The following is a 21,551-nucleotide window of genomic DNA, read 5'->3' as shown; positions in this document are numbered from 1 at the left end:
GAACAAGCGCGCGAAGCTCACTCGCGAACCGGGGTTGCCGGGTTTCGGCACCGGCGTCCTTGGGGGTGGAGTCCTGAGGCGGCCGTGACTATAATCCGGTCGTCCATGTCTGTATCATCAGGGAGCAAGATGACCGTGCCTGTGCCCAGCAAAGGAGAAAAGGAAGCCGCCGTTCGCACGGCGATCATCAAATTCGAACAGGAATTTCTGGGCCGCGGCCCGGACGAGGTCCGCGTGTTCATTGTGCGCGACATGCTGGTGGTGCGACTGAAAGGGGTGCTCACGCCGGCGGAGCGGCAACTGGCCAAAACGGCCGAAGGCATCGATATGGTGAAGCGGCTGCGTCAAAACCTCATCGCCCAGGGCCGCGAACGCCTCTGTGAACAGGTGGCAGATCTGATCGGCGCGAGGATCACGGCGCTGTTCACCGACATTGATACCGTGGTCGGCGAGCGCATTTTCGTCTTCACCCTGGAATCCGATCTGGAAGCCAATTTCCGGTAAGGTGAGGAGAGGCCGGTTGAGCAATCTATGACGCGTCACACGTTGGAAACCCTCACATTTGATAACAGCTACGCGCGCCTGCCGGAGGTGTTCTACGCCAAGGTGAATCCCACGCCGTTTGGCGCCGCGCCGTTTCTGATCAGTGCGAATGACGCGGCGATGGAGCTGCTCGACCTCGACCCTCAAGAGGCGGCGCGACCAGAGTTTGCCGGGGTCTTCGGCGGCAGTCTGCTGGTGCCGGGGATGGAGCCGCTGGCCATGTTGTATTCGGGCCATCAGTTCGGCGTGTACGTCCCCCAGCTCGGAGATGGACGGACGATCCTTCTGGGAGAAATTGTCAACGGGCGCGGAGAGCGTTGGGACCTGCATTTGAAAGGCGCGGGCATGACCCCGTTTTCCCGCGACGGGGACGGACGTTCCGTCCTTCGCTCCGCCATCCGTGAATATCTGTGCTGCGAAGCCATGCACGGACTCGGCATCCCGACGACCCGCGCTCTCTGCCTGGTCGGCAGCGACGACAAGGTCTATCGCGAACAGGTGGAAACCGGCGCCACCATCGTCCGCATGGCGCCCTCGCACGTGCGGTTCGGCAGCTTCGAGATTTTTTACTACCGGAAGCAGCATGAGCACCTGCAGCGACTGGCCGATTACGTGATCGAGTCGCATTTCCCCCACCTGGCGACGGCCGCCGACAGGTATCTCCGGTTCTTTGCCGAGGTGGTCGAGCGCACAGCGGCACTCATTGCGCAGTGGCAAGCGGTGGGGTGGTCCCACGGCGTGTTGAACACCGACAACATGTCGATTCTCGGGTTGACGCTGGACTATGGTCCTTATGGGTTCATGGACGACTACGACCCGGGATTCATCTGCAACCATTCCGACTACAACGGACGCTATGCGTTCAATCAACAGCCCTACATCGGCCTGTGGAACCTGAGTTGTTTAGCGCAAACCCTGTTGCCCCTCGCGCCCAAAGAGGAGCTCAAGGCCGTCTTGGATAGCTATCAAGGCACGATCGATCGATATTACCGGGATCACCTGCGAAGGAAGCTCGGCCTGCGAGAAGATGGCGGCGAGGATGAGGCGCTGCTCCAAGAACTGAAGTCGCTCATGGTCGGCAGCCGGGTCGACTACACGATGTTCTGGCGCAAACTCAGCACCTTTTCATCAGACCCTGCCGCAAAGAACGAAGCATTGCGGGAGCATTTCCTGAATCCTGACCGCTTCGATGTCTGGGCCGGGCAGTATCGCGACCGGCTGCGGAGCGAACAGAGTCGGGATGACGAGCGACGCGCAGGAATGGATCGCATCAATCCCAAATACGTCCTCCGTAACTATCTCGCTCAATCGGCCATCGAGAAAGCGCAGCAGAAAGATTATTCCGAGATCGACCGCCTGCTGAACCTGCTGCGCGATCCCTACACAGACCACCCCGGCATGAATTCCTACGCGGCCGCGCCGCCGAACTGGGGCAAACATCTCAGTGTGAGCTGCTCGTCCTAGCGGTTCACGCTCGCCCGCCGTTATTCGCACCAATCGGTTCTACGTATCCAATCGGATACGGTCTCTGTATCCTCGGCGATACGACAAGGCCCGTATCGGTCTCAGTTCGCGCGTAGAATCCACAAATTTGTCCCGCCGTTCCCCGTGCTACGTAGTTGGCACAGGAGATGCTGCCTTACGTAGAGTCAACGAGACACCTTCAGCCTTGAGCCACTGGAAGCAAAGGATTGCACATGGCTTTCAAGGGAGACGATTCCACCTTATCTTTGGCCACGACGGTCACCCTGGCTCTCGCCGTGGCTGCCATGGTGTTCGTGAAGGAGCCGCTCAAGAGTTCAAGGCCCTCGGGAAGTGGGATCGATCGGAATCGGGCGGCCAGCGAACTGAATGCCCATGCCAGGCTGTGGGAGGATCCATTTGCCGCGGTTCAAAAGGATCTAGCATCCAGAAAACGGGACGGCCTGGTGCTTATTGGGAAGGGTGATGTGACACTTTCCGATGCGGGGTCTTCTACGGCCAGGCAAGTCATGGGGGAGGTCAAGATTCAATCTCGGACGACTGAGGACGAGGGCAACGGGTCGGAGGTCCTGGAGGACACAATCAGCAATTCCGCCAAACGAGGCGAGCAGGTTACGGCGCTGATAGTCATGACCAGGGGAGGCGCCTATGTGGAAGATAGCGAGTCGCGCATCCGCGATCGGTATGCCGTCGAGGCAGCACTGGAAGTCGGGTGTTTCAAAGCGGTGAAGACGCAATATTTGTCGTATTTCATAGGCCATTTCCAATCGGGCCCCGGCGCCCGTGTTGTCGCCATTCCCTATGAATGGTATCGACGTAGCAAGATTGCCGCATGTCGGACGCCGGGCGATGCCGCGGGCGAGGCAAAGGATCAGCAGGTGCTTGTGCTGTGGGTGGCCGCGGATGAGTTGGGGCCATCGATTCTGCAACGGCTAAACGAGCTGTTTTCAAAGTTCAAGAATCACCAGAACGTTACAACAAAAATCATCGGACCTCGCAGCTCATCCGAGTTTCGAGACATGCTCAAGGAAATCCACGAACGAGGCCACACACAAGAGGAAAGAGCCGACACTCACGCGGCATCCTTCTTTTGGCAAAATGAGCAGGGTGGTCATATGGAGATCTATTCGCCCTGGGCTACAGCCATGCCAGGGCTGCTCTCTTACCGGTTAAAGAGTCCTAGGCTGAAGGGAGGGGCTGAATGTCACTCCTACGCGGAGTGCAGCGGCATGTTTTACCAACTGCTCTCTGATGTGGGCCTGGATCTTCGATATCAGATCGACAGCGATCGAGTGCTGTTCGAATCATTGTTTCACGAACTGAACCGCAGGCAGGTGACGGTTGGGGAGGACCCGATCGTACTGATCGGAGAATGGGATTCCTTCTATGCTCGGGCTCTCCCCCTCACGTTTAGCGCGGTGGCCTGTACGTATATTGCTGATACTACCATTCCGAAGGCCCATGTGCCATCAGATGCCGTCAGGAAGCAATTGGAGGGAAAGTGTGCAACGACGGAAGACGGCATCGATCAAATTAAGGCGGGAGTGGTCTCGCCGCGTGCCTTGCGAATCAGGCAATACAGCTATTTGAGCGGGCTGGACGGAGAGGTGTTGGAGAATCGAGCGAGCAAGCCCATGTCTCAGAACGAGAACAAAGAGACGGAGGAGGGCGGTAAGGCAAAGCTTCGCGACATTACGTCCTATGAAAAGCCTGAAGGGCCGTCGCAGCTTGATTATATTCGGAGACTCGTCACCCGCATTAAATCCGAGGACCACGAGAAAAGAGTCAGAGCAATCGGAATTCTAGGGTCAGACACGTATGATGCGCTGCTTATTCTTCAGGCGGTGCGGGAGCAATTTCCGACGGTCTTATTCTTCACGACCGATATGGACGCGCGCTATTTCCATGAAAGCGAGCAGAAGTGGGCTCGCAATGTCCTTGTCGTCTCTCATTTCGGTTTGCAGTTGGCGCCTGAACTCCAACAGAGTATTTCTCCCTTCCGAACGAGTTATCAATCCTCTGTGTTCCTCGCTGTCTTGAGCGCGATCGGCCATATCACCGCCCCTGACGTCCGGGGTATGAAGGAAGGAAAGAAACCTTCCTATACGTTGCGGCTCGGTAATGAAAAAGAAATTGAATACAGTATGGCAATACCGCCTCGCCTGTTCGAGATTGGACGACGTGGAGCCGTTGATCTAAGCGTGGATACGTTTGCCGAGGGCCTAAACAATATCCATCCGGCGCGAATCGATGCGGATGCTCGCACCGGAAGAGTCAGCCTGCCGCCGAGAATCGGATCACTCTGGATCGTCGGCTTGGTCCTAGGTTTCTTGGCTCTGTGGGGGTACGGACGTTACTGGAATTGGCTGACTGCGCGGAATGAACAGGACAGTGACTTGCAAACTTTCCAGCGCGTAGTGCGTTCGGCCTGGGTGCCCCTGGTAATTGTTGGGGCGGTGCTTCTGTGGTACCAGATCCGATATTTCAACTATGCTGAAGATGAGCCCTTTTCCTGGTTTGATGGGGTCAGCATCTGGCCCACCGAGGTGGTACGGCTGTTCACCACCCTCTTATCCATGTTCTTTCTCATCAAAGCTTGGGCGGACTTGGCGGCGAACACCGCAGCGCTCACCTTAAAATTCTTTGCGCCGGGAGATTCCATCCAGATAGAAACCGGGTGGCGGAGAAGTCTGAAAAGTTTCTGGGCCGACCTGGACTGGATGTTTCACGGTTCCACGCGAGACTATCCAGGCGAGGCGAGAACGCTGTGGACCCGCTACTGCCGCGCCCACACGTGCCCCCAACGAGTGGCAAGGATTGTGCTGTGGCTGATCCTGTATCTGCTGATGATCCTTCCCGTGTGGGGATTGATGAACGACGGTGAATGGCGGTTGTATGTTCCCTGTCGGGGAAGGTTCAGTTGCCGCGCCGATGCGATCCTTACCTCTCTGAGCGCGTTTTCGCTGATCATCCTGAATCTCGCCGTCTTGGACGCGGTGATTCTGTGCACCAAGTGGATACAAGAAATGCCCTTAACAGCCGGGCTCAATCCCATGAAGCGGGTTCGCCTCATCATGGAGCGGACGAGAATCGTCAATCGCCGGATCCTCTACCCCTTTTTTTCGCTATTTCTTCTCATCGCCGCGCGCAGTCACTACTTTGACAACTGGGACTTCCCGCCCGCGCTGATTCTGGTCCTTACGGTCAACAGCCTGGTGGCTATTGCCAGTGCCAGCATATTATATCTAGCGGCGGTGCAAGCCAAACGGCGGATTCTTGCGCCGCTTGAAGAACGTCTCGACCGGACCGCTCTATCTTCTACCCGACTGGGTTCCATCGACCGTACCGGGTCGTCGAATGAAGGGCTTCGCCAGATCATCGCCGACATCGAGGCCGTGCAGCAGGGAGCCTTCGTGCCCCTCTACCAACAGCCGGTGGTTCAGGCCACTCTTGTCGCTGCATTGGCCTTCCTGCAATACTGGTATCTTGGCCAATAATCCCATTACACTGGGCGCCATACCTGTCATGTGAAAGGACTTCGTGGGCATTGCCCCCGCGACCAGTGTGACGGAGGAGCTGTAAGCACATGCGTTTTGAAAAACTCGGCGGCCTCACGGTTCGCCTGACCGGCGGGACCGACGGCAAGGGCGGCGGCAATGGTCCGTGGGTGTTGCTGCTCCATGGATTCGGCGCGCCGGGGGACGACCTTGTGCCGCTCAGCGAATATCTGGACGCGCCTGCAGGCACACGGTATCTGTTTCCTGAAGCGCCGATTCAGATCCCCATGGGCTTCGGGGATTCCCGCGCCTGGTGGATGATTGACATGGCCCGCATCCAGGCCGATCGGGCGGCGGGGAAGGCCCGGGATCTGTCCGGCGAAATCCCGCGAGGATTGCTGGAAGCGCGTGAGCGTGTGAAGGCCTTGTTGGGGGATGTGCACAAGATACTCGGGGCTGATCCAGCCCGGACCGTGCTGGGAGGCTTTTCGCAAGGCGCGATGTTGTCCTGTGATGCGTTGCTGCATAGTACGCAGCCGTACGCCGGGCTTGTCCAGCTGTCGAGCACGCTGGTTGCCAGGCAAGAATGGGCGCCGCTGCTGACGAAGCGGAAGGGGTTGCCGCTTTTTCAAAGCCATGGTACGCACGATCCGATCCTGCCGTTCAGCATGGCCGAGCGGTTGCGCGATGAATGTGTTCAAGCCGGCGTGATGGTCGAGTGGCAGCCGTTTCGGGGCGGCCATGAGATTCCGGAACCGGTCTTGCGCAAGCTGGGCAGCTTTCTCGTAAGGACAATACGGTAGACGCATGATAAAGCCCGTTACTCTGACCGGTGCCGACGGCGCAGTCCTTCGAGGCGATCGCCTTGAAGGCAAGGATCGGCAGATGCTGTTCGTCACCGGGTTTCTCTCCAAGCGCTGGGGCAACAAAAGCAAGGCGCTCGTGCAATGGTGCCAGGAGCGAGGATGGGGATTCTGCTGTTTCGATTTTCGGGGGTGGGGCGATTCGGAAGGACAGTGGGGAGACTATCGCCTGCTTCACTGGTTGGAGGACGCGGAAGCCGTCACGAATCTGCTGGCCGATGGTCCGCCGATCACGATCGTGGGCAATTCGTTGGGTGGGTGGCTGGCCTGGCTGGTCGCGCAGGAGCAACCGGCCGTCGAGGAACTGATTCTGATTGCCCCGGCTTTTAATATGATGGATCTGCGCGCGGCGCAAATTTCCGCAGAGCGGCGTGAACAGTGGCAGTCGGCTGGCTCCATGCCCTGGGATGACGAGCCCTTGCATCGGGAGGCGCCGATTCCCTGGCATTGGGTCGAGGACAGCCAGGCGCTTTGGAGACGTCGCCTCACCATGCCGCGTCGCGTGAAGACGACCATTCTACACGGACTGCAAGATACCGTGATCAAACCGGAAGGCAGTTGGGCCTTCGTGCAACATGTGCTGTCGCAGGATCCTGAATTTCCCATCGAACTGCTGCTGAAAACAGGCGACCATCGACTGAGCAGTCCGGAGCATGTGGACACGTTCCGGCGGCTGGTTGTAAAGGAATAACCATGTTGGTCCTCGTCCATAAAGAATGTGGTGGCCCGGCGCTGGAGGAATCTCCGGTCGGGGAAGTGTGCGCGGTTCCGGTCGATCGGTTTCCGTTTCCCTGTTTCACCTGTCTGGAAGAAATTGTGGACGAATCAGAATTACGGCTCACCCAGGACTTGGGTATTTGATGTGGCCGAGAAAGAAGGGGGTTTCGTGTCGTCATCATTAGGAGCACATAACAGCGGCCCGGACTCGGAAGGCCCTGACGTTCCCGAACCGTCTCATGCCGAAAAAGCCAGGACGTTGGTGCATCTGCAGCAGACGGGCGGCCTCTCGACTCTCTCGCGCAAGCAACCAGGCTGGCCCTTCGGGTCGGTGATGCCCTACGGGTTGGACGAGCAGGGACAGCCGAGTTTTCTGATCAGTTCCATGGCGATGCACACGCAGAACCTCCTCGGAGATTCTCGCGCAAGCCTGCTCGTCACGCCGCCGGAGAGTCAGCGTGATCCGCTGGGCGCAGCCAGAGTGACCCTAATGGGGTCGGTGACGAAGGTGCCGAAGGGCGAGGTCGCACCGGTGCGCGAACGGTACCTCGCCCGTCATGCGAACGCGGCCTATTGGGTCGACTTCGACGACTTCGCTTTTTTCCGTATGGCCTTGGCGGATATTTATTTTGTCGGCGGGTTCGGATCAATGGGATGGGTGGCCTCTGCTGACTATATGGCGGCTAGCGTGGATCCATTGGCGGACAGCGCCTCGGAACTTATCCGCGAGATCAATACCGCACAGCAGGAGACGCTGTTGCTGCTCGCCCGTGTCTGCGGCAATCTCGATGCGCAGCAAGCGGGTATCACGACAATGGACCGACTGGGATTTCACCTGCGCGTCAAAACGCCGGACCGCATGCAGGGAGGACGATTCGCCTTTACGGACCCGGTGCACAATGTACAGGAAGCTCGCGCCGGTCTTGCCGATCTGGCAACGAAGGCGAAGGCTGGGGCGCAAGTGCTGCACTCTCTCTAATTGCCGATGGAAATCTCGGGGCTTCGCTTGGTGGGTCGCAATGGGGTCTGCCGGGATTACTTCCCCTCGATTGCCTTCCTAATCTCCGCGCGTAGCACGTCCGAGTGGGGATTCTTCACCTCGCGGCGAATCACGATGTCAGTCGGAGTGACGGCCTTCCCATAGTAGGCGCGGCTCCATTCGTCTCGCGAGATCAGCGCCGCTCCTTCCAGCGACACCCCCGCGAACAGGCCCTTGGCCCGCACGAACGACAAGAGATCCGCGCTGAGGTTGGGTGTGGTCGCGCCGGAAACACCGGCTCCGACTGGCCCGACGGCGACCGAACCATCCGCGCCCAGTTTGAAATTGCCCAGCAGCAGCGAATCGACGCCGCGTTGCGTCAGAACCAGCAATACGACTTCCGACATCTGGGCGCCGAACTGAAAGCCGAAACTGGCGGCACCCATGGTGAAGAACGCCGGTTCGCTCCATTCACCGGCCTTCTCGTCCCTGGCCACAAACACGCCGCTGCCGCCGGCTGCGCCATAGATCAATGCGCCCTTCATGTATTGCGGCACGATGAACAGGCCCTTGGCGTCCTTGAGGTGGTCGCGAAACCAGGACATGTTGGAATCGGCCACAAAGTTGGTCAGGGTCATGCGCGCTTGATCGACCAGATCGCGCTGCTCGCGGTCGTCTGCAAGGGCGGAGGCGGCTCCCGTCCAGGCGAGTAGTGGCAGGAGCAGCGCCAGGATGATGCGGCAGGACGTTCTGTTAATCCATGCGTTTGGAATCATGAGCCGGCCACCCCGCGCGGTTGTGAATCCCACCGCGCTTTGTTATGGTCATCGATTGCACGAACGAACAGACGACTCACACTCTACCGAGGATGGCTATGGCGACGAACGATAAACAAGTTATTTTTTCACTGGTCGGGGTAGGCAAGGTCTATCCACCGAAGAAGCAGGTGCTGCGCGATATCTACCTGGGGTTTTATTACGGCGCCAAGATCGGTGTCTTAGGGTTGAACGGGTCCGGGAAAAGCTCGTTGCTGAAAATCATCGCCGGCGTGGATCCGAACTATGTGGGAGAGATCACACGCTCCAAGGGTTACAGCGTCGGCCTGCTGGAGCAGGAACCGCAGCTTGATCCGAACAAGACCGTGAAGGAGGTCGTGGAGGAAGGCAAAAAGGAACTGGTGGCTTTGCTGCACGAATATGAAGCGGTCAGCAACAGCATGGGCGACGCAAGCCCTGATGAGATGGAAAAACTCATCGACAAGCAGGCGCAGTTGCAGGAGAAGATCGAAGCGGCGAACGGGTGGGAGTTGGAAAGCGAGTTGGAGATCGCCATGGACGCGCTGCGTTGTCCGCCCGCCGATCAGAAGGTGAGCGTGTTGTCAGGAGGCGAAAAACGCCGCGTGGCGCTGTGCCGACTGATGATCCAAGAGCCCGACATTTTGCTGCTCGATGAGCCGACCAACCACCTTGATGCTGAATCCGTGCAATGGTTGGAGCAGCATCTGCAACAGTACAAGGGGACGGTCATTGCTGTCACCCACGACCGGTACTTCCTCGACAACGTGGCGGGCTGGATTCTGGAACTGGATCGCGGGCACGGCATTCCGTTTCAAGGCAACTACACGTCCTGGTTGGAGCAGAAACAGGAGCGGCTGGAGAAGGAAGAGAAGGCCGAATCCAAACGCAAGAAGACGCTGGAACATGAGCTGGAGTGGATCAGGATGTCGCCGAAGGCTCGCCAATCGAAGGGCAAGGCGCGCCTCAATCGCTACGAAGAACTGGTCAATCAGAAGCAGGATCAGCTGGCCGCCGAGCTGGAAATTTATATCCCACCGGGGCCTCGCCTGGGCGACGTCGTTGTGGAGGCCAAAGGGATCAGCAAGGCCTTCGGCGACAATGTGTTGTATGAGAATGTGGAATTCAGCTTGCCGAAAGGCGGAATTGTCGGCGTGATCGGCCCGAACGGCGCGGGGAAGACAACCATGTTCCGGATGATCATCGGCAAGGAAAAGCCGGACAGCGGCACGATCCGGATCGGCGAGACGGTGAAACTCGGCTACGTCGATCAGGACCGTAGCCTCGATCCGAACAAAACCGTCTACGAAATTATTTCAGACGGGCAGGACACGGTGATGCTGGGCAAGGCCGAGGTCAATGCCCGCGGCTACTGTGCCCGCTTCAACTTCGCCGGGACCGATCAGCAGAAAAAGGTGAAGGATCTCTCAGGCGGGGAACGCAATCGCGTGCATCTGGCCCGGATGCTGAAAGAAGGCGCCAACCTCATCATCCTCGACGAGCCGACCAACGACCTCGACGTCAATACGCTTCGTGCTCTGGAGGAGGGATTGGAAGGCTTTGCCGGCTGCGCCGTCATCAGCAGCCACGACCGCTGGTTCCTGGACCGCATTGCGACGCACATCATGGCCTTCGAAGGCGACAGCAAAGTGGTCTGGTACGAAGGCAATTACAGCGAATACGAAGCCGATCGGAAGCGCCGGCTCGGGAAAGAAGCTGATCAGCCGCACCGGATACGGTATCGCAAGCTGACCAGGAATTAGCAGGCTGTTGAAAAAGGGCTGCCGACGGCGTTCTCGCGGCGCGAAAAGGCTCCACGTACCGCAGAGGGTACGCCTCGCCTCTCCGCTGGCTGCGGCCTTGCCGGACAGCCTTTTTGAACAGCCTGCCACGGCCACTGTGTGAGTCTATGAATCTTTGAGAGTCACCTGGTTGAGGTATGCTCGTACATGTCAGCATCCTATTAGCGTCCGCCCCCAAGCCGGAATTCCTTACTAGAGAAACATCCGTTTTTCCGACTCAGCCGTAGATTCACACATGAGCCTATTATGGAGACGTTCCCTCGGCTGTTGGCTCGCGACGCTGCTGCTGACCACCGCTTCATGTGCGACTAGTGATTCTCCCCGGGCCCTCCCTTCTGATCCTCGCCCCGCGCCTACCAGAGCGACCCTGCAATTGGGACAGAAGGAACTCGCGGATGGCCGGTTCGTCGGGCTCGCGTTCTCCGGCGGCGGGAGTCGCGCGGCCGTCTTCGGGGCCGCCGTCATGACGGAGCTGGACCGGGTCGGCCTGCTCTCGCAGGTGGATGTGCTCTCGGCCGTCTCGGGTGGCGCGCTGCCGGCCGCATCCTATGCGCTGGACGGCTACGGAGACATCAATTTTGATCAGGGTTTTGCGGAGCTCATCGGGCGTGATGTGCAGGGCGCGATGGCCGGGCCCTGGTATGCCGTTCCGCATAACCTGCTCCGATATGCGTTCACAAAGACGATACCCGCCGAACCGGTGATCCGCGCCCTGGACGACACCTTGTTTCAAGGTGCGACCTTCGCCGACCTCAACCCCTCGCGACCAATCTTATTGTTGAACTCCACTGATGCGCTCACCGGTGATCCCCTGGTCATTACCGATGAACGCTTCGCGTCGCTGGGCCTTTCATTAGCGCCGTTCAGCATCGCCCGAGCTGTCTATATGTCCGCGGCCTACCCCGGTGTACTGGAGCCTCTAAAGTTGACGGATGGACGCGTCGGCATGAACGGCGCATCTTCCCATCCGATTCTTGCCTATGATGGAGGCGCAGCCGACAACCTGGGCATTCGCACACTGGTGCAGGTGCTGGAGGATACGTCGGCTAACCGTCCGCTGAGCGATCTCTTCCCGCAGGGTTGTCTGGTGATCTCCATCGATGCGACAGGTCGCCAGAAGAATGAGACCCACACCCCGCTGTCTGCTGCAGCGGCCCTGCTGCGGGGCCATCGCCGCAACGTGTTAGAGCTGGCCGGAATACCTGCATCCCAGCAGGATATGGCCCAGTTCGGCACGTTCCGGATCGGCCAGGATGGTGTCGGGGGACTCTGTCAATTCTGGCACGTCGCGCTGCGCCAGTTGCCGGACAGCGATCCGCTGGGCGATCACGTCACGCACATCAGAACGAACCTGGGCTTGTCGAATGAGGATCAGACTGCGTTGATCGCTGCGGCCGCCCGCCTCGTGGCAAAGGGTCGCGAGGAGATGAACGGAACGGCAGGCCGGGCCGCTTTCACGGGGTCCAAGCCGGCGCTACTCTCGCATCCATGACGCGCTCCATCAATAGACAGCGAATCTTTGTGACTGGCGCGACCGGGTACCTGGGAACCCGTCTCATTCCGATGTTGCGTGAACGGGGTCATGACGTGACGGCGTTAGTTCGAGAGTCTTCCGTCAAGAAGGTTCCGGTTGGTTGCCGGGTCGTTATCGGAGATCCGCTGAATGCGGAGACGTTCACGGAATCGGTGCAGGGAAACGATACACTCGTGCAGCTGGTCGGCGTGCCGAAACCATCGCCCTGGAAGGGGGCGCAGTTTCGCGCGATCGACGGGCCCAGCGCGCGGGCGTCGATTGCTGCCGCCAGCACAGCCGCCGTTCGGCATGTCGTGTATGTCAGCGTCGCCCATCCCGCGCCCATCATGCGGGAGTATATCGCCGTGCGCCGTGACTGTGAGGCTGCGATTGCCGCGGCGGGGTTGCTCGCGACGGTCCTCCGGCCCTGGTACATTCTCGGCCCCGGACATTGGTGGCCCTTGGCGTTGCTGCCGGTCTATCGTGTGTTGGAACAGGTACCTGCTACGAAGGAAGCAGCCATGCGCTTGGGATTGGTCACGATTCGAGAGATGCTCACGGCCCTGCTGTGGTCCATCGAACAGCCTCCGGTGAAGACGAGAGTCATCGACGTGCCGCAGATCCGGCGTCTGGGCCGGAGCGAGACATGAAACCGGTCGCACTCATCACCGGCGCCGCCGGCCTGATCGGTGGATATCTCGTCAGGAACGCGTCGCGCTGGGTGCCTGATTGGGATGTGCGTGGCGTGACCAGGGCCGAGGTCGATCTCACCGATCGGGCGCAAGTGCGGCGGGTCTGGGATCGTCACCGACCGGACCTCGTCATCCACTGTGCGGCGTTGAGCCGGACCGGTCACTGTGAACAGGATCCCGCGCTGGCTCGGCTGATCAACGTTGAGGCGACGCGGCTCCTGGCCGACCTCGCGCGGGACGTGCCCTTCGTCTTCCTGTCCAGCGATCAAGTCTTTGATGGCGCGAAGGGGCAGTATGTCGAAACCGATGCCGTTCATCCGCTCAATGTCTATGGGCAGACGAAGGCTGAGGCGGAACAGGTCGTGCTGGGGAATCCGGCCCATGCGGTCGTGCGCATCGCGCTGACGGCGGGAACGTCACCGACGCGGGACCGGAGTTTCGTCGAAGATATGGTGCGGGCGGCGGTGAAGGGCACGAGGCTCACGCTCTTTACCGACGAATTTCGCTGCCCGTTGCCGGCCGGTGCGTTGGTGCGGGCGCTTTGGGAATTCGGTCTGCAGCGCCGGCCGGGTCTGTATCACCTGGGTGGCCATGAACGGCTGTCCCGCTGGGAAATCGGCGAGTTGTTGGCGGCGCGGTTTCCCGAATTGCGATCTTCGATTCAACCGGGATCAGTCGTGGCATATCAAGGTCCGCCCCGGCCGCCGGATCTGTCGATGCGCAGTGACAAGATCCAAGCGCTCCTCTCGTTCCGTCCGCCGGGACTTCGCCAGTGGCTGGGGAAGCATCCGCCGGGTGGTGGTGATCCCTGGGACTATCCTGCTGCTCGCTAGGTCAATGCGGCAGTGTACGAATGTAGGCCAGCACGTGCTGGATGTCGCGGTCGGAGAGAAGTCCTTTCCAGGAGGGCATGTTCGGCTTTCCCTCGTGAATGGTGGCGAGCAGCGCGCCGTCTGATTTCTTTTTGGTCGCAGGCGACGTCAGATTCGCCGGGTCCGGGCCGAGCAACTTGTAGCCGTCTCCTTTTCCCTCAGGACCATGGCATCCGGCGCAATGTCTGGCGAACAGCCGTTTCCCTTTTGCAAGGGGATCGGTCGTTCCTGTCGCGTCACCCCTCGCGTCCGACTGAATCAAGAATACAGCGGCGATCGTCATGATGATCGCCACCGTACCGACATCTCCCCTGTTCATAACGCGTCCTCCGGTGAGTCCTGTCACGCCAACTCGTGATGTGGGCGATCATACGCCTGCTGAGAGGGCAATGCCATGCGATCTGCTCCTCCGTGTGTTGCGGTGGCCGTCGTAGTACAATCAGCCGGCTACGTACCGTGAGTCCTGCGCCATCACGTTTCACGTTCGATCACTGATCGCATGACGGAGACAGATCCACTGTCCCTCCTCCTGACCGCCTGGGCCGCTTCGGCGCTCCTGATGGTGGCGCTCTGGCTGCTGGAGCGCCGCCTGCAGAATCTTTCCCTCGCCGATGTGGGCTGGTGTTACGGGCTGGCCTTGGTCGTGTCGTGGTACGCCACGTCGGCTCCGGGCGAACCGGCCAGGCGCCTGTTGGTGTGTGTGATGGTGGTTCTCTATGCCGTGCGTCTCGGCACGCATGTGTTCGTCGATCGGCTATGGCGAAAACCGGAAGATGGTCGGTATCGCGCCTTGCGTCGGCAATGGGGCGAGCAGGGTCCCCTGCGCCGGTTCTGGTATTTTCAACTGCAGGCTGCGGCCATCGTTTGCTTCTCTCTTCCTCCTCTCGTCGTCATGCAGAATCCCCATCCACCCTTTCATCTCGTGGAATTGTTCGGCTTCTTCCTATGGGGGGTCGCAGTGACAGGGGAGGCGGTGGCCGATTGGCAGTTGGCGGCCTTCCGGCGTCAGCCTTGGACCAAGGATCGCGTGTGCCGAAATGGACTGTGGTACTACTCACGCCATCCCAATTACTTCTTCGAATGGCTGCACTGGTGGAGTTACGTGGTGATGGGGTTGGCGAGTCCACTGGGTAATTGGGGCCTGACGCTGATCGGGCCGCTGACAATGGGATGGGCGCTCCTGAAAGTCACCGGTATTCCCTGGACGGAGTCGCAGACCATGACGAGCCGGGGTGAAGAATACGCCGCCTATCGCCGCACCACGAACGCGTTCTTTCCCTGGTTCCCGCGGCGATCCTAAGGAATCTCTCGTCGAAGTTATGGTGTGGTGGTCAGTGCCGCTAGCCGTTCGCGGGCTGTCTTGGCGGCGGGACTGTCCGGATAATGACGGATGATCTCTTCGTAGAGTTCCTTCGCGTGGGCCTTGTTGGTTTGTCGTTCTTCGAACTGGGCGGTCTCGAGCATGTGCGACGCCTGATCCGGGCCGCAGGCGGAGCCGCTTAGCAACAAGACGAGAATGGCCCACGTCAGCAATCTGTTCATGCGGCGGTCCTTTCGTTGATCGTTCGTGCGGCGCTCTCATAGCAGCGTGTGCCATGCCTGCCTCTGTTTCAAGCGGGTTGACGGACACCAAGCCGCATCATGAGGACGCGGAATCTTCCCGGATGCCATACCGTGGAGAGGTAATGGCTTCACTCCTGCAGCGGGGGCAGCGGCTCGGGCGCGTCAGCCTGGTGCGATCCCGGAAGGTGTACGCGCAATCCTGGCAGTGTGAGGGCTCCAGGAGAAATGTTCGTGACGCATCGCGAGCCAGGGTTTTTACAATGTGGGTCAAATGATCTTCCACCTGGCGCTCAGGCATGCCGAGGAGCTGGGCCAACTGGTGAGATGATAACAGGGTGCCGGTCAGCAGCATCATGATTCGCTGCCTGGGTGTTTGCTGTGGAGTGATCATTCCGGAATGATTGTAGGTGAACCGCCTGCCGATGAAAAGGCAGGAATCAGCGGACGCGATCTTGTTATACTACGCGAAAGTGCCTGTGCATTCGGCGCAGGGAAAGATGCCGCTATGAGTGGATCCCAGTGGGACGAGTTGGCCGGTGTGGCATTGTCTCGTGTGCGTGCGGCCGGGGTTGAGTATGCGGATATCCGTCTGCTCGATACGACCACGCGAACGGTCGCTGGTGAAGACCGGCGCATCGCGCACATCCGCGAGTCCGCCGATCGCGGGTTCGGCATTCGCGTGCTCCATCGCGGCGCCTGGGGCTTTGCCGCCAGTTCCATCATTTCTCCCGAAGAAATCCCTCGTGTTGCCGATCTTGCCGTAGAAATTGCAAAGGGTTCGGCGTCTCTTGCCATCACCAAAGTGCATCTGGCGCCGGAACCGGTCCATCAGGACCGCATCGTCACTCCTTGTCGACTGGATCCCTTCGCCGTGGCGCTGGAAGAACAGACGGAGCTGCTGCTGAACACGATGGATGTGATCCAGCGGCACCCCGGAGTGGTCAGAAGTCACGCCAGCCTGTGGGCACAACGTGATCGCAAACTGTTCGTCTCTACGGAAGGCTCACACCTTGAATTCAATCTGCTGGCGATGCAGGGCGACTGCACAGCGACGGCGGTTCATAACGGGCGATTTGCCAGCCGGTCCTTCAACACGCCGCATCTTCGCATGGGCTACGAACTGGTGCGCGATGCGGATTGGGCCCGCGAAGGGGCGCGCATCGCGGAACAGGCGGTGGAAAAGGTGCGGGCTCCGGCGATCGATGCGGGACGGTATGACCTGGTGCTCGATCCCGAGCATCTCTCGTTGACGATGCATGAGTCCTGCGGGCATCCGAGCGAACTGGATCGCGCACTCGGCTACGAAGCTAACTACGCGGGAACCAGTTTTCTCACACCCGACAAACGCGGCACCTACCGGTATGGGTCGTCACACGTCAATCTGGTGGCCGACAACACCGAACCCGACACGCTGGCGGCGACCGGTTATGACGATGACGGTGTCAGTTGTCAGAAGTGGGACATCGTGCGAGAAGGCATCTTTGTCGGATATTGCACGAATCGCGAAGTAGCGCCAAAAATCAAGGAAGAGCGCTCACGCGGGTCGAACCGTGCCGACAGCTGGGGGTCGGTTCCCATGGTGCGGATTGCCAACATCGGTCTGGAGCCGGGCCGGGCCACGCTGGATGAGTTGCTAAGCGATGTGAAGCGGGGGATTTATATCGAGGGTCACGGGTCCTATAGTATCGACCAGCGGCGGTACAATTTTCAGTTCGGCGGCGATGCTTTTTGGCTGATCGAAAACGGCCGGCGGACGCAGATGGTGCGGGATGTCATCTATCACGGGATCACCCCGGAATTCTGGGGCCGCTGCGACGGCGTCGCCGATGCCAGCCACCGTCGTCGGTACGGGTTCATTACTTGCGGAAAAGGTCAACCTGGCCAATCGGGCTGGATGACCCACGCCGCGTCCCACGCCCGCTTCCGGCGCGTGGATGTCATCAGCGGACAGACGAAGGCCGACGCATGACGTCATCGATCACGTCCTCATGGCCCAAACTGACGAGCCGCCAGGAATTCGAGTTCCTGGCCGATCTCGTGATGAGTCATTCCACCGGCGATCACACTTTTTTTTCGTTACGCGATAGTCACGGCGGCACCACGCGGTTTGCCAACAACCACATCATTCAAAACGTGAATCTGCGTCGAGGCAGTCTGTCGATCACTGTCGCCTTCGGGCGTCGGCACGGCACTGCCAGCACGACGGATTTCACCGCCGGGGCGGTACGGGAAACCCTCAAACAGGCCGAAGCGCTCGCCCGTCTCTCCCCCGACGATCCGGAGTACCTTCCGCCGGTGGGAGCGCAAACCTATCTGTCGTTGCCGACCTCCCGGCCGGAAACGAGCGCCGCAGGCCCGGCACGACGGCTCGACTATGCGCGTGAAGCGATCGGGCAGTGCAAGATGGAAAATCTGAACGCCGCCGGCACGGTGTCGTCCGGTGCGACGACTGTGGGATTGGCTGCAGAGACAGGGTTGCGGGCCTTCGAGGAGCGCACCGAGGCGCGATTCAGTCTGACCGTGCAGGCTGGCGACGCCACCGGGTGGTCGGCTGCCGCCCATCGATCCATCGACCGCCTGCATGTGCAGGAGCGCACCCTGGCTGCCATTATCAAGGCCAAGCGGGGGGCGGATGAGCCGCAAGAGTTACCGCCTGGCCGGTACACGGTCATCCTGGAACCGGCTGCCGTCGCCGGACTCCTCAGTTGGATGATCTGGATGTTGGACGCAAAATCCTTTTATAAAGGGACCAGCCCCTTCAGCGGAAAGCTAGGATCGCGGATCATCGATCGCCGGCTCTCCCTGTTGAATCAACCGGCCCATGCGGATCTTCTGGGAACCGGCTTTACGCATGAGGGGTTGCCCGTGATCGAGTCCGGCTGGATCGAGTCGGGCGTGCTGACTCAGCTCCTGCATGACCGGTTTACCGCCCGTGAACATCAGATCGAGGCACTCGCGACTTTGGAATCGCCCCACTTATCAGGCGAACGTCCCGTCGGTACGCGGGTGGACGACCTGATTCGTACGACGCAACGGGGTATCCTCGTGACGAATTTCTGGTACATCCGCCCCGTCAATCCGTCCGATCTGACGTTGACCGGGATGACGCGGGACGGAACATTTCTGATAGAAAACGGGGAGATCACGTCGGCCGTCCGGAACTTTCGCTTTCACGAGAGTCCGTTGCGCGCGTTTAATCAGGTGGAGGCCTATACCGCGCCGGTGGAGGCGGTGACGTCAGAAACCGGAAAGGCGCTGGTGCCAGCCATGCGGATCCACGATTTTCATTTCTCGAGCGTCACCAGGTTTTAGGCGGGTTTATCGCTCAGACCCTCCCGCAGCCGGGAGCGTTTCAAAAGGTTAGGGGGACAAAAAACCCGCGCCGCCCATTGACTCGGACTATCGGAAAGAGTAATGAAAAGGGTAAGGAATTGAGAGAAGTTCACCGATAAGACGTTAATCCTGCTATGACGCGGAAACAACAGCGTTTGGCTGAAAAGCCTATTCATCTTCTGACGCTCGCCCCTGACAAGGGTGAGAAAGGAGCGGTGAATCCGTTTGCGCCCTCGCCATTACGCGCGGCGATCGGAAAGGTCTTCGTCAAGCTGGAAGATATGACCGAGCGGTTCGAGGATTGGTGCCAGTACGGCAGCTCTGAGGACCCGACGGAGCAGCCTTTGGGACAACGGGTCTCGAAATGGCTGGGCGCTCCTGTCGCGCGTCATATCGAGCATCAGGTGCAGGCGGAACACGGACTGGTTCCCGCTCGTCGGTGGGATGGCGCCGTCGGCGATCTTATTTTCCGATTGCGCGACCGTGCGGGCTTTGTGCAGCGTGCCTTGGCGGCGCAAGCGCGTGAACTGAAAGACTGGGTCATCCAGCATACCCAATCCACTCAGGCGGAACTCCATGATCTGCGCGAGCAGGTGGCCACTCAACAGATGCAGATGGAGGAGCTCTCGACCCAACTTCAAGATCTGCGCGCCCTGGTGACGTCGCAGCAGCAGGTCTTGATGTACATGGGGAAGGACATGGAGCTGGCCCCGCCCGCAGAGCTGGAACTTTCCCTCGTTCCCCCCCGCTCGCTCCCCTATCGCGAACGGGAGAAGAAGTCGTCGAGAGATCGACGGGACGGGTCAACCGAAGCGTCCCAGATTCCCTACCTCAACGCCTGATTCCTGCGGATCGAGCAGGACGCTGAAAACGACCGTCAGCCTTGTTCTCGCATCGTTCAGAGCCTCAACGCACCCCATTTGGGAAAAGCGCCTGTCCCGGCAGGCGCGGGGCGGGGGGTAAGAACGTGACGCCTCGGCCGGGGACACGGCCGGCTCACCGTCTCGCCGGCGTCCACAAGCGTGGCGCTCATGAGGCTTCGCGCCGTGGACCTCGCTGGACGGCCGTTTTGATCGTCCTGCATTCAAGCTCTTCCAACCCAACTTCCTGCTCAACCTGCTTCGACTAGCAACTTCTCGATAAGGCTGCTAATTTGTGCCGGTTCAGTGGGGCGGTGCACGCATTGCCTGTCTCACATCGCATACGAAGAAACGAGCGGGAGCAGGGTGATGATAAAAGGGCCAGGCGTGAGCGTGATGGTGTATGGCTTGATGGTGGCAGGTCTGGCGCTGCCTGGGCCGGCCAGAGTTGCGCGGGCGGACGTGCCGCTGTTCGAGAATCTCGGTGTGCTGCATCATGAGATCACGACCAATTCGGGCCTGGCGCAGAAATATTTCGACCAGGGTCTGAGGCTGGTCTATGCCTTCAATCACGAGGAAGCCATCGCGGCCTTCACTGAAGCGTCCCGTCTCGATCCCGATGCCCCCATGCCCTATTGGGGCGTGGCGCTGAGCCTGGGACCGAATATCAATGCCGCGATGGATCCCAAATCGGAGTCGCGGGCGGTAGAGGCCGTGCAGAAAGCCACGGTACGGCTGGCGCATGCCACTCCCAGGGAGCAGGCCTATGTAGAGGCCCTTGCCGCGCGATATTCGGTCAAGAAATCTGCAAACCGGAAAGCCAAGGATGAGGCCTATGCCAAGGCGATGCGACGGCTGGCCCGCGAGTATCCCGAGGACGCGGATGCGATGACCTTATTCGCCGAGGCCTTGATGGTGCTCCGTCCCTGGGACTACTGGCGGGCCGACGGCCGACCGCAGCCGGGAACCGAGGACATCGTGACGACGTTGGAGGCGGCGCTGCAGCACCATCCCGATCATCCCGGCGCCTGTCATTACTACATTCACGCCGTCGAAGCGTCGCAGGACCCTCAACGAGGACTGCCGTGCGCCAAGCGCTTGCCGTCGCTGATGCCCGGAGCGGGTCATCTCGTGCATATGCCGGCGCACATCTACATGCGGGTGGGACTCTATCGGGAGGCGTCGGAGCGTAATGCGACCGCCGCGACAGTGGATCATGAGTATTTGCTCCGCCACCCCCTTGAGGGCAACTACGCATCGGGATACTATGCGCACAACCTGCACTTTCTGAATGCCTCCTTGACGATGGAGGGGCGAAGCGCGGAAGCGCTGCAGGCGGCGCGAGATCTCTTGAGCAAGATTTCGGTGGACGAGATCGTCAAGGAACCTTCACTGGAATGGTATGCGCCGACGCTGCTGCTCACGATGGCTCGGTTTGGTCAGTGGGGCGAGCTGATCAGGCAGCCTCCGCCTCCCAAGGCGCTGCGGTACACCACCGGCATCTGGCATTATGTGCGCGGGCTGGCTTTTGCGGCGACGACCCGGTTCGGTAGCGCGGAGGGTGAGCTCTCGAATCTCAGAAAGTCATTGAAGGTGATGGCGAGGGCGAAGACGGCCGAGGCCAAGATCAACCACACCCTCCTGAAGATCGCCGAGCGGGTGTTAGCGGGAGAAATAGCCGCGCGCAAGGGTCATTTCGAAGCCGGAATTCAGGCATTGCGTGACGCGCTTCACCTGGAGGCCACCGTGCCTTACAGCGAACCGCCATTCTGGTTTCAACCGGTTCGCCACAACCTGGGAGCGGTGCTGTTGCTGGCCGGGCACGCGAGTGAAGCGGAGTCCGTCTACCGCGAGGATTTGCGGCTCAATCCCGAAAACGGATGGGCCTTACACGGATTAGTCCACAGCCTGGAGGCCCAGCAAAAGAATTGGGCTCAAGAGGCTGCGCGGTTGCATACCGCCTGGGCACAGGCCGACGTCGCACTGACCGGGTCTCGCTTTTAGGATCGCTCCATCTGTCGGCTACGGAGTAGCATCATGT

General features: G+C 59.9%; 19 protein-coding genes. 15 read left to right on the top strand and 4 right to left on the bottom strand.

Features of this window, described 5'->3' with window-relative positions; all coding sequences use genetic code 11:
• Window positions 1-129 precede the first annotated feature (129 nt).
• From GDA65_03425 to GDA65_03400, 6 genes are all read left to right on the top strand, one after another.
• A complete protein-coding gene (locus GDA65_03425) occupies window positions 130-504 on the top strand; it encodes a DUF2294 family protein (protein ID MBA5861751.1) in 375 nt (124 codons plus the stop codon).
• 27 nt (window positions 505-531) lie between these two features.
• The gene (locus tag GDA65_03420) at window positions 532-2,007 is read left to right on the top strand and encodes a YdiU family protein (protein MBA5861750.1); all 1,476 of its coding nucleotides are present in this window, start codon (window positions 532-534) and stop codon (window positions 2,005-2,007) included.
• A gap of 233 nt (window positions 2,008-2,240) precedes the next feature.
• Window positions 2,241-5,522, top strand: a complete 3,282-nt coding sequence (locus tag GDA65_03415) for a hypothetical protein (protein MBA5861749.1) — start codon at window positions 2,241-2,243, stop codon at window positions 5,520-5,522.
• A gap of 89 nt (window positions 5,523-5,611) precedes the next feature.
• Window positions 5,612-6,325 (top strand): esterase, encoded by a 714-nt coding sequence (locus tag GDA65_03410; GenBank protein MBA5861748.1) that lies wholly within the window; start codon window positions 5,612-5,614, stop codon window positions 6,323-6,325.
• A 4-nt stretch (window positions 6,326-6,329) separates the two neighbouring features.
• The gene (locus tag GDA65_03405) at window positions 6,330-7,076 is read left to right on the top strand and encodes an alpha/beta fold hydrolase (GenBank protein MBA5861747.1); all 747 of its coding nucleotides are present in this window, start codon (window positions 6,330-6,332) and stop codon (window positions 7,074-7,076) included.
• Window positions 7,077-7,271: 195 nt separating this feature from the next.
• The gene (locus tag GDA65_03400; GenBank protein MBA5861746.1) at window positions 7,272-8,081 is read left to right on the top strand and encodes a DUF2470 domain-containing protein; all 810 of its coding nucleotides are present in this window, start codon (window positions 7,272-7,274) and stop codon (window positions 8,079-8,081) included.
• A 56-nt stretch (window positions 8,082-8,137) separates the two neighbouring features.
• Here GDA65_03400 and GDA65_03395 read toward each other — a convergent pair whose 3' ends face one another.
• On the bottom strand, window positions 8,138-8,800 hold the full coding sequence (locus GDA65_03395) for a hypothetical protein (protein MBA5861745.1): 663 nt from the start codon (window positions 8,798-8,800) through the stop codon (window positions 8,138-8,140).
• A gap of 155 nt (window positions 8,801-8,955) precedes the next feature.
• On the opposite strand from GDA65_03395, the gene ettA reads away from it, so the two are divergent.
• From ettA to GDA65_03375, 4 genes are all read left to right on the top strand, one after another.
• Complete coding sequence (gene ettA / locus GDA65_03390) at window positions 8,956-10,638, top strand: energy-dependent translational throttle protein EttA (GenBank protein MBA5861744.1); 1,683 nt, start codon at window positions 8,956-8,958, stop codon at window positions 10,636-10,638.
• Window positions 10,639-10,912: 274 nt separating this feature from the next.
• Window positions 10,913-12,169: a hypothetical protein gene (locus tag GDA65_03385; protein MBA5861743.1), complete on the top strand. Its 1,257-nt coding sequence runs from the start codon at window positions 10,913-10,915 to the stop codon at window positions 12,167-12,169.
• The gene (locus tag GDA65_03380) at window positions 12,166-12,840 is read left to right on the top strand and encodes an NAD(P)H-binding protein (GenBank protein MBA5861742.1); all 675 of its coding nucleotides are present in this window, start codon (window positions 12,166-12,168) and stop codon (window positions 12,838-12,840) included. Before GDA65_03385 ends, GDA65_03380 begins: the two co-directional genes overlap by 4 nt.
• The gene (locus GDA65_03375) at window positions 12,837-13,715 is read left to right on the top strand and encodes a sugar nucleotide-binding protein (protein ID MBA5861741.1); all 879 of its coding nucleotides are present in this window, start codon (window positions 12,837-12,839) and stop codon (window positions 13,713-13,715) included. The genes GDA65_03380 and GDA65_03375 overlap by 4 nt, the downstream gene beginning before the upstream one ends.
• Before the next feature lies 1 nt (window position 13,716).
• Here the strand turns inward: GDA65_03375 and GDA65_03370 are convergent, their stop codons facing one another.
• On the bottom strand, window positions 13,717-14,073 hold the full coding sequence (locus GDA65_03370) for a c-type cytochrome (protein MBA5861740.1): 357 nt from the start codon (window positions 14,071-14,073) through the stop codon (window positions 13,717-13,719).
• A 180-nt stretch (window positions 14,074-14,253) separates the two neighbouring features.
• Here GDA65_03370 and GDA65_03365 point away from each other — a divergent pair, with 180 nt between their 5' ends.
• Window positions 14,254-15,054: a DUF1295 domain-containing protein gene (locus GDA65_03365; protein ID MBA5861739.1), complete on the top strand. Its 801-nt coding sequence runs from the start codon at window positions 14,254-14,256 to the stop codon at window positions 15,052-15,054.
• Between the two features lie 17 nt (window positions 15,055-15,071).
• On the opposite strand, the gene GDA65_03360 is transcribed toward GDA65_03365, so the two are convergent.
• Window positions 15,072-15,296: a hypothetical protein gene (locus GDA65_03360; protein ID MBA5861738.1), complete on the bottom strand. Its 225-nt coding sequence runs from the start codon at window positions 15,294-15,296 to the stop codon at window positions 15,072-15,074.
• Window positions 15,297-15,393: 97 nt separating this feature from the next.
• Window positions 15,394-15,672, bottom strand: a complete 279-nt coding sequence (locus GDA65_03355) for a transcriptional regulator (GenBank protein ID MBA5861737.1) — start codon at window positions 15,670-15,672, stop codon at window positions 15,394-15,396.
• A gap of 42 nt (window positions 15,673-15,714) precedes the next feature.
• Here GDA65_03355 and GDA65_03350 point away from each other — a divergent pair, with 42 nt between their 5' ends.
• The 4 genes from GDA65_03350 (at window position 15,715) to GDA65_03335 (ending at window position 21,514) form a co-directional block, all read left to right on the top strand.
• Entirely contained in the window at window positions 15,715-17,286 is a 1,572-nt protein-coding gene (locus GDA65_03350; GenBank protein MBA5861736.1) for a TldD/PmbA family protein, read from the top strand.
• The gene (locus tag GDA65_03345; GenBank protein MBA5861735.1) at window positions 17,283-18,629 is read left to right on the top strand and encodes a hypothetical protein; all 1,347 of its coding nucleotides are present in this window, start codon (window positions 17,283-17,285) and stop codon (window positions 18,627-18,629) included. The genes GDA65_03350 and GDA65_03345 overlap by 4 nt, the downstream gene beginning before the upstream one ends.
• 155 nt (window positions 18,630-18,784) lie before the next feature.
• Entirely contained in the window at window positions 18,785-19,492 is a 708-nt protein-coding gene (locus GDA65_03340) for a hypothetical protein (GenBank protein MBA5861734.1), read from the top strand.
• A gap of 387 nt (window positions 19,493-19,879) precedes the next feature.
• Window positions 19,880-21,514: a hypothetical protein gene (locus GDA65_03335; GenBank protein MBA5861733.1), complete on the top strand. Its 1,635-nt coding sequence runs from the start codon at window positions 19,880-19,882 to the stop codon at window positions 21,512-21,514.
• Window positions 21,515-21,551 lie beyond the last annotated feature (37 nt).

Origin of the sequence: Nitrospira sp. CR1.1 (assembly GCA_014055465.1) — a bacterium.
Classification (GTDB): Bacteria; Nitrospirota; Nitrospiria; order Nitrospirales; family Nitrospiraceae; genus Nitrospira_A.
Note: the sequence above shows the minus strand (reverse complement) of the source record. Positions and strands in the feature narration are given on the sequence as shown.

Coding starts and splice junctions, on each gene's coding strand:
- GDA65_03355 (MBA5861737.1), bottom strand. CDS start 15,672: ATGATGCTGCTGACCGGCACCCTGTTATCATCTCACCAGTTGGCCCAG.
- GDA65_03335 (MBA5861733.1), top strand. CDS start 19,880: ATGATAAAAGGGCCAGGCGTGAGCGTGATGGTGTATGGCTTGATGGTG.
- GDA65_03340 (MBA5861734.1), top strand. CDS start 18,785: ATGACGCGGAAACAACAGCGTTTGGCTGAAAAGCCTATTCATCTTCTG.
- GDA65_03380 (MBA5861742.1), top strand. CDS start 12,166: ATGACGCGCTCCATCAATAGACAGCGAATCTTTGTGACTGGCGCGACC.
- GDA65_03360 (MBA5861738.1), bottom strand. CDS start 15,296: ATGAACAGATTGCTGACGTGGGCCATTCTCGTCTTGTTGCTAAGCGGC.
- GDA65_03345 (MBA5861735.1), top strand. CDS start 17,283: ATGACGTCATCGATCACGTCCTCATGGCCCAAACTGACGAGCCGCCAG.
- GDA65_03370 (MBA5861740.1), bottom strand. CDS start 14,073: ATGAACAGGGGAGATGTCGGTACGGTGGCGATCATCATGACGATCGCC.
- GDA65_03415 (MBA5861749.1), top strand. CDS start 2,241: ATGGCTTTCAAGGGAGACGATTCCACCTTATCTTTGGCCACGACGGTC.
- GDA65_03405 (MBA5861747.1), top strand. CDS start 6,330: ATGATAAAGCCCGTTACTCTGACCGGTGCCGACGGCGCAGTCCTTCGA.
- GDA65_03385 (MBA5861743.1), top strand. CDS start 10,913: ATGAGCCTATTATGGAGACGTTCCCTCGGCTGTTGGCTCGCGACGCTG.
- GDA65_03410 (MBA5861748.1), top strand. CDS start 5,612: ATGCGTTTTGAAAAACTCGGCGGCCTCACGGTTCGCCTGACCGGCGGG.
- GDA65_03420 (MBA5861750.1), top strand. CDS start 532: ATGACGCGTCACACGTTGGAAACCCTCACATTTGATAACAGCTACGCG.
- ettA (MBA5861744.1), top strand. CDS start 8,956: ATGGCGACGAACGATAAACAAGTTATTTTTTCACTGGTCGGGGTAGGC.
- GDA65_03350 (MBA5861736.1), top strand. CDS start 15,715: ATGATTGTAGGTGAACCGCCTGCCGATGAAAAGGCAGGAATCAGCGGA.
- GDA65_03365 (MBA5861739.1), top strand. CDS start 14,254: ATGACGGAGACAGATCCACTGTCCCTCCTCCTGACCGCCTGGGCCGCT.
- GDA65_03425 (MBA5861751.1), top strand. CDS start 130: ATGACCGTGCCTGTGCCCAGCAAAGGAGAAAAGGAAGCCGCCGTTCGC.
- GDA65_03375 (MBA5861741.1), top strand. CDS start 12,837: ATGAAACCGGTCGCACTCATCACCGGCGCCGCCGGCCTGATCGGTGGA.